The organism is Bacillus cereus group sp. BfR-BA-01524, assembly GCF_022662595.1.
Classification (GTDB): domain Bacteria; phylum Bacillota; class Bacilli; order Bacillales; family Bacillaceae_G; genus Bacillus_A; species Bacillus_A thuringiensis_S.
Map to the genome: position 1 here is coordinate 1 of NZ_JAKUDW010000163.1, position 7310 is coordinate 7310.

Sequence of the window (7310 nt, forward strand, 5' to 3'; positions counted from 1 at the left end):
CTGATAGTGTGAAAGAAAATAAAATTCGTGTATATACAGCATATGAACGTAATGTAAAGGTTGGAGATACAGTACAAGCAATTGGGCATATGTTTTATGCATCTAATAATAATTTAGAATCAGTTAAATTAATGTATTCGGATGTAAAAACAATTGAAAAAGAAAATGAAGCTAGTGCAGAGGAACAGGATAAAGATGTAGTAGAAGGTAAAGTTATTGAAGTGAAAGATGTAAAAGATGGGTATTTTGTTCTTGAGGTAGATAAGTCAAAAGGTTCTTTACCTGATAGTGTGAAAGAAAATAAAATTCGTGTATATACAGCATATGAACGTAATGTAAAGGTTGGAGATACAGTACAAGCAATTGGGCATATGTTTTATGCATCTAATAATAGTTTAGAATCAGTTAAATTAATGTATTCGGATGTAAAAACAATTGAAAATTCATAAGAAACTCACATCTATAAACACTAGGAGTAAAGAGATGAAGAAATTAAATAAATTGAATAAATTAAATAAATATGTGACAGCTGCTGCACTTTGTTCAACTATTGTAATGGTAGATTTACATACATCAACTGTATCTCATGCAGACACGAACCCAACTGTAGTGGCAGCACAACCAGATGCAAAGTTATTAGAGGATTTTAGAAAAGAATTAAAAAAGCATATTGATAATCAAAATGAAAATATTACAATCACATATAAAACGGAAAATGAAAATATTAGGGAAGTAATGAACCAATTATATAAAGAATACAGTAAGATTTTAGATGCGGATGAGTATGCAAAATATATTGTAGATTCTACTGAATATTATATTGATGGACTGCCAGGGAACTATACATTTACATTGAAAGTGAAATACCATGAATCAAAAGGACAAACACAATATGTAAAATCTCAGGCGAAAGCGATTATTGGCTCAATTGTAAAATCCGGGATGGATGAGCATGAGAAAGTAAAAGTTATTCACGATTACGTTGTAAAACATGTATCTTATGATACGACTTATCAAGCGTATACAGCATATGAAGCGTTAGCGAATCGTTCTGCCGTTTGCCAAGGATATACATTATTAACATATCAATTATTAAAAGAGGCAGGTATTCAAAATCATATTGTAACAGGCACAGGAAATGGACAAGCTCACGCGTGGAATTTAGTGAACATTGAAAACAAATGGTATCACCTAGATACTACATTTGATGATCCAGTACCAGATAAAGCAGGGCGTGTAACGTACTCATATTTTAATATGTCTGACGAACAGTTAAGTAAAGATCACGAATGGGATCGTAGCAAATACCCTAAAGCAACTACAAGTTATTTTGGTGAATTAACAAACAAAATAAAAGCTGGTAGTTCAAAAACTCCCGTATACGAACAAATGTTAAAAGATACTAATTTAAAATTCTTATCAGCACAATACGGGGCAGAAAATTATATTGAATTTAAGAAAAAGTTAGAAAAACAATTCGCATCTAATCCAGAAAAAGTAGTAGTGCGATATAAGCAGTCAACGGATGGAACAATGCAAGATATAGAGAAAGTATTAGATGAAATAAATTGGCCAAAAGGTGCAAAGCGTGTGTCTTATCAAGTTGCACCATATAGTGTATTGGCAGGTTATTCATTAGCAACCATAACATTTAATTATTAATAAAAAGAACTTCTAGGTATGCTCTTTGTTTATAAAAGGGAGACAAATTCACTTCTTTCTACAGATTATAAAAGTACATAATGTCTTGTATTTATATATAATCAAGTATACCTAGAAGTATAATGTATATTACAAATCTCTGTAACAATAAGGATGTTTAATCGTACTATTTTGAAGCTCCTTATTGTTACAGAGATTCATGATTTATTTAAAATTATACTATGAAAGTTTGTAATGAAAGTCTGTAATTTGTTTTAATTCATTTCTTATATCTATTGAGTGCCCTAATAGGGGCTTTTTTTATTAATGGTATACATAACATCCATATATAGTTAACAAGGTAGAATTATAAAGTGAGACTAATACAGTAAGTTAGTAGATTTAGTATGACTTTTTTCTAATACAAACATAGTTAAAAGACTGAATATTACGCATGATTTCTCCATACATTTTCAAAGCAATATATATTCTGTAAGTGTTTTTGTATGTTAGTTTCTTTTACGAGATAATTTAAAAAGAAAGTCTGAGATGAAAGCTGTTCCTTGTCCAGGAATTATTTTTGTAGATGTCATATGTACCTCCTCTGTTATTGACTTATATTAAAAGACATTTAAAACCCTACTGTAAGTAGGTGTAACACATGGCTACTTGTAAAAAAGAAGTGTTCCAGTTAATAGACCATCTTGACTAACAAGATGAAAAAAGAAATATTTAATTTTTTAGAAGTATATGTAGTTAGTGAGGAATCGAAAAGTATATGAATTAGGGTGAAATTTCTTTTGTACATAATTTGTTCATTTTAATGTTAGAGAACTGAAAAACAATGAATAGATTAATATGAATGGAAGAATTAAATAAGAATAATAGAAAGAAAAGGATTGTATAAAATGGAAAATGTATTCAATGTAAAAAGAATGATTATCATATTAGTGGTTATTATTGGAAGTTTGGTTGGCTATTTTACGTTTCAATCAATCACATCACCAGTTAAGGCAGTTGCGAATCAAGTAAATTTAGTACAGCTTGCAAGTGAGCAATCAAAAGTTGAGATGAAAAAAGTAGCACCAGTTCAATTCAATGGTCAAGTGAGAAAAGTTGCCTATTTAACATTTGATGATGGCCCAGGAAAATATACAGCTAAACTGTTAGATATATTAAAACAAAATAATGTGAAAGCTACATTTTTTTTAATTGGTACAAATGTAAAACGGTTTCCAGATTTAGTGAAACGCGAGAAAGCAGAAGGTCATTATATAGCTATGCATAGTATGACTCATGATTATAAAAAATTGTATACAAGTGGAGAGTATGTAAATGAAATGAAAGAAAATCAAGGCTTAATAGCAAATATTATTGGAGAATCTCCAAAATTGACACGCCCTCCATACGGTTCTTCTGGTTTAAATGAAGAGCTACGTAATAAAGTAGTAGAAAATGACCTTAAAGTTTGGGATTGGACGATTGACTCTTTAGATTGGAAGAATAAAACGACTGTTATTGTTCAAAATGTACTTGCAGGTGCAATAAACCCTAAAGAAGTTATCTTAATGCATGATATTCATCCGCAATCTATTGCGGCAGTACCAGCAATTATAAAAGGTTTAAAAGAAAAGGGTTATGAGTTTGAAGCGTATAATGAAGATGAGCACTTTCCAGTGAATTTTTGGCATGATAAACGTATGTAACATAAGGGGGAAAAGAAGTTGCCTTATAGAAAATTAGCAATAGTTGGAATAATATCAGTAGGACTATTATCAGGTTGTTTTGCTGAAAATACAGAAGAAAACTTATTTGTTGCATTTGAAAATGTAGCTAAACAAGAGAAGTCGTTATTTGAAGATACGAAAAGATTAGAGACATTAGAAAAACAAGAACAAGAATTATATGCTCAAATTATAACAGAAGGAAAAGAGAATAATGAGACAGTTGCAGAAAAAATAGACCGAGCAGTCTCCAATGTGGACAAGCGTGAAAAAATATTAAAAGATGAAAAAGAGACATTAGAGAAAGCGCAGAAAAAAACGAAATTAGTTCAAAGTAATATAGGAAAAATAGATGATAAAAGGATACAAAAACAAGCGGAAAAAGTAGCAGAAGCTTATAAAAATCGTTATAATGCTTTTCTAGAAATGAACGATGTCTATGTGAAATTAATGGCTAGTCAAAAAGACCTTTATGCAAAATTAAAAGTAAAAGAAACAAAGTTAAAAGGAATTAGCAAGAAAGTGAAAGAAGTAAATAAATTAACGGAAGAAATGAACAAAGAAAAAGAGAAGTTTAATAGATATACAAAAGAGTATAACGAAGAAAAATTAGCATTGTATAAAAAGACAAATATAAAAATTAAAGAACAAAATAAAGTATAGAATAGATATTTTTGTCGATATGTAACTTAAGATGTTAGCCTCACATGTGAAATGGTAGTGGGGTAAAAAAATCATATTATACTTAATTAAAAATTATAAATAAAAAACAAACAAAAAGTAACTCTAAAATATACAATAAAAGTTGATATTGGGGCTGCTTTTTGTTTGCTTTTTTTCGGCATTCTGCATTTAGAATGTAAATCAGTTGACCACGGCTATACTTTATTAATTTCCTTTATTGTTTAAGTCGATATTGAGAAGCGTTTCAAACAAAAATTGCAGATAATGATAGGGACTTAGATTATTCTTTTTTCGGTTTCAATCATACTATGCATGATGGCACTTCCTCTAGTACCTGGTGGTGCATTAGAGAAAATTCAATTTATACATAATCTATATAAAATATTAAACAAAGTTTAGGGGGTAAAAACAACAATAATTTATAATTTCACGTACCGAATAGTTAATTAAATCCTAAAAAACAGATTAATAAGGCATTATTAACTTTTTAATCACTTGTAGGAAAAAATAATTTTATTAGTGTTAATTGGATTATAGGTATTTTTGTCGATTTTCCTGAGATACGTATAAAAGAAGCCTATACAAATATAGTAAATGCTTCAAATGTATTTTTTAGATTCGCAATATTTACCGATTAATACGTCGTGAAAAAGAACGGTATTTGTACCTGCAAATACATCTCTCATAATATTGAAAAGTAATAAAATCAAGAACTCCTTCACCCTCAATTTCTCACTTGAGTGTTTTTGTCCATCTAAAGGTTTTGGGAGAGATAATATTATCGCTACTAATTGTAGTGCTTTTGTCTATATTATAGTAACCTTACCAAAAAATATCATTAATAGAGATATTTCGGTATTTATAATGTTGTTTTTTGGCATATACGTTTGTCTAATTTCGAAATTTTTTGGAAAACTTAAAGGCTAGTAGGTGCATCCGGCAGCTTTTATCCCCATGAGAAGACTAAAACGAAGCCTTTTGTCATCTTGATACAATTAATCTTGCACTAGTCATTTACTTAGTTGTGTGTATAGGAAGTTAATGAGGTTACTGAATTATACCAAACCAGCTCATCATTAATTTCATCAAATTTTATTTGCAAACGGAATTAAATTGATGATGTAATGTTGAATTGAACTAATTAATTTTTTGGATTGGGATAATCTGTTTCATTTGCCTTGTTTCAAGAATTTTTTGGCCAAATTATAAGTTTTTTACCTTTTTAAAGTGTATATAATTTAATAGAGAGATTGAATTGAGACTTTTTACTTATCTATAGTAATTAACTACGTATAACGTTAATAGAAAAAATATATTATATCTAAAATTCAATTTAAATATAGCTATTTAAAAGAAAAGGAGCCATTTATATGAAACATTTTTTAACAAGAACAACTATTCCTGCTTTTGCCATCTCAACGGCATTAGCATTGTTACCAATCCATACAGTTAATGCACAAGAAACTACTTCAGGTATTACTCATAACGATTCTAAAGAAGAGGAATATAAAACAAAAATTATAGAAAAAGAATATGACAAATGGAGAAAATTATTAACATATGATCAATATATGATGTTTAACATGTACCATTTGTTACATTTGAACAATTTGATTAAAGAAGCAAATGGTAAAATTGACATTATTAAATCTGGCGAACTTGACGAACGAAAAATGATTCGAACTATAGATGAACTCCTTATGAAAAAGAAAATTGATAAGGATATTCATGTTTATAAGTATTTAACAGCGGAAGAAGTAGGATTTAAGCATAGTGAACTTATTGAAATTTCCGCGTATGATACGAAAATTAATAGGCACTCATTTAAAGATCTATCGGAAAATTTTAAATATGGAATTTCAGTTGGTTATCTTGATCCTTATTTAACAAAAAAGGAAGAAAAGTTTAATGGTCCTATATTACTAGATCTCAAACTTCTAAAAGGCACTCATATTGGGTATCTAGATACTAATGGACATATTATACTTCCAAGAAATCAAGGCATTATCATTACTAATTTAAGTATCATAGTTGAAAATGGAAAAGAAAAAATAAAAGTAGAAGCAGAACTAGTAGATAAAGATACAATAACAACTAAAATAGAGACTAAAGAAAATACTATTAATAAACATTTTAGAGCAGCTATTGAAAATGGTACTTCTAGTCATAGAGAAAATGAATTACCAGTTGAAACAAAATTAATTAAAATAGTACCTAATAATTTAAATGCATCATTTGCTGTGAATAAAGCCGCCATTCTTTTACATCTTTTAACACAAAGTATTCCCGGTGATTTATTAATAAAAACCATTGAACAAATGAATCCCAAAGGAGCTCTTACTATCACTGATATACCGTGGGGAAAACTGGATAATGTAATCGATCAAGATTTTAAAAAAATATCTGATCACACATTTGCTTTATATGATATTGACAAAAAACAGATTGTGTTAAATTTAGGTACACACAAGCAACTATTATATTCACTTCAAACAATTGGAGAGGACGATCCTGCGCCTGAAACACCTGTCCAATCGTTAATACATGAGTTTGGACACGCAGTGGATATGCTAATTTTAAATGAATTAAGTACTACTAGCGAATTCAAAGATATATACACAGAAGAAAAGGATAATATAAAAATTGAAAACTATATGAAAAAGAATCCTCAAGAATTCTTTGCGAGTGCGTTTTCTTATCTATTTTCACCAAATACTTATTATCAAGAACGCATTAAAAAGGAAGCTCCTAAAACCGTTACATTTATACAAAATGCATTGAAAAAGACAGGTTTATATAAAATTAGATAAAAATATTTGATAATACATATAAAATGAATTTTTTACTAAGAATACAGAATCTTATTTATTATGCAATATCATTAATAAAATAGAAGAGAATGTTCTTTAAAGGAACATTCTCTTCTATTTTATTTATCTAGTTTCTCTTAATTAAACCATATTAGTACCCCTATTTTATTATTTTTTGAAACACTTAAATTTTATAAATTAATTCAACAAAACATAGGGTTTCTCCCACTAACATATATTTCCCATCTCAAATTGATTCATTGTATCGGAATAGTGTATTAATATTAGAAGCTAATTCTATCGGAAAGTTAAAAATTCATGATGATTTGTATCAATTAAATAATTTATTAGTACCCTATATTTTATTTGTCCTGTCTTATGAAATTACTGGACAAAGCGTAAATATCCAATCTTGTTAGAGTGTATATAATATGAATTATATATTAATAAT

At 28.7% G+C, this 7310-nt stretch carries 5 protein-coding genes and 1 pseudogene; 5 read left to right on the top strand and 1 reads right to left on the bottom strand.

The window, feature by feature from the left end; genetic code table 11:
* From MR170_RS29250 to MR170_RS29265, 4 genes are all read left to right on the top strand, one after another.
* Nucleotides 1-449, top strand: a 449-nt coding sequence (locus MR170_RS29250; RefSeq protein WP_242310424.1) for a hypothetical protein, incomplete at its 5' end; no start/stop codon positions are given.
* A gap of 52 nt (nt 450-501) precedes the next feature.
* Nucleotides 502-1662, top strand: a complete 1161-nt coding sequence (locus MR170_RS29255) for a transglutaminase domain-containing protein (RefSeq protein WP_242310432.1) — start codon at nt 502-504, stop codon at nt 1660-1662.
* Nucleotides 1663-2549: 887 nt separating this feature from the next.
* The gene (locus MR170_RS29260) at nt 2550-3347 is read left to right on the top strand and encodes a peptidoglycan-N-acetylglucosamine deacetylase (protein WP_242310426.1); all 798 of its coding nucleotides are present in this window, start codon (nt 2550-2552) and stop codon (nt 3345-3347) included.
* A gap of 18 nt (nt 3348-3365) precedes the next feature.
* Nucleotides 3366-4028, top strand: coding sequence for a YkyA family protein (locus MR170_RS29265; protein ID WP_242310428.1), 663 nt, complete (start codon nt 3366-3368; stop codon nt 4026-4028).
* A gap of 215 nt (nt 4029-4243) precedes the next feature.
* Here the strand turns inward: MR170_RS29265 and MR170_RS32845 are convergent.
* A pseudogene (locus tag MR170_RS32845) lies at nt 4244-4405 on the bottom strand (IS66 family transposase); the annotation flags it as partial.
* A 1014-nt stretch (nt 4406-5419) separates the two neighbouring features.
* Between MR170_RS32845 and MR170_RS29270 the strand changes: the two are divergent.
* Nucleotides 5420-6859: an anthrax toxin lethal factor-related metalloendopeptidase gene (locus MR170_RS29270; protein ID WP_242310430.1), complete on the top strand. Its 1440-nt coding sequence runs from the start codon at nt 5420-5422 to the stop codon at nt 6857-6859.
* The last annotated feature ends 451 nt before the right edge of the window (nt 6860-7310 follow it).

Excerpts from the sequence above, each read along its gene's own strand:
- MR170_RS29260 (WP_242310426.1), top strand. The coding sequence starts at position 2,550 with ATGGAAAATGTATTCAATGTAAAAAGAATGATTATCATATTAGTGGTT.
- MR170_RS29270 (WP_242310430.1), top strand. The coding sequence starts at position 5,420 with ATGAAACATTTTTTAACAAGAACAACTATTCCTGCTTTTGCCATCTCA.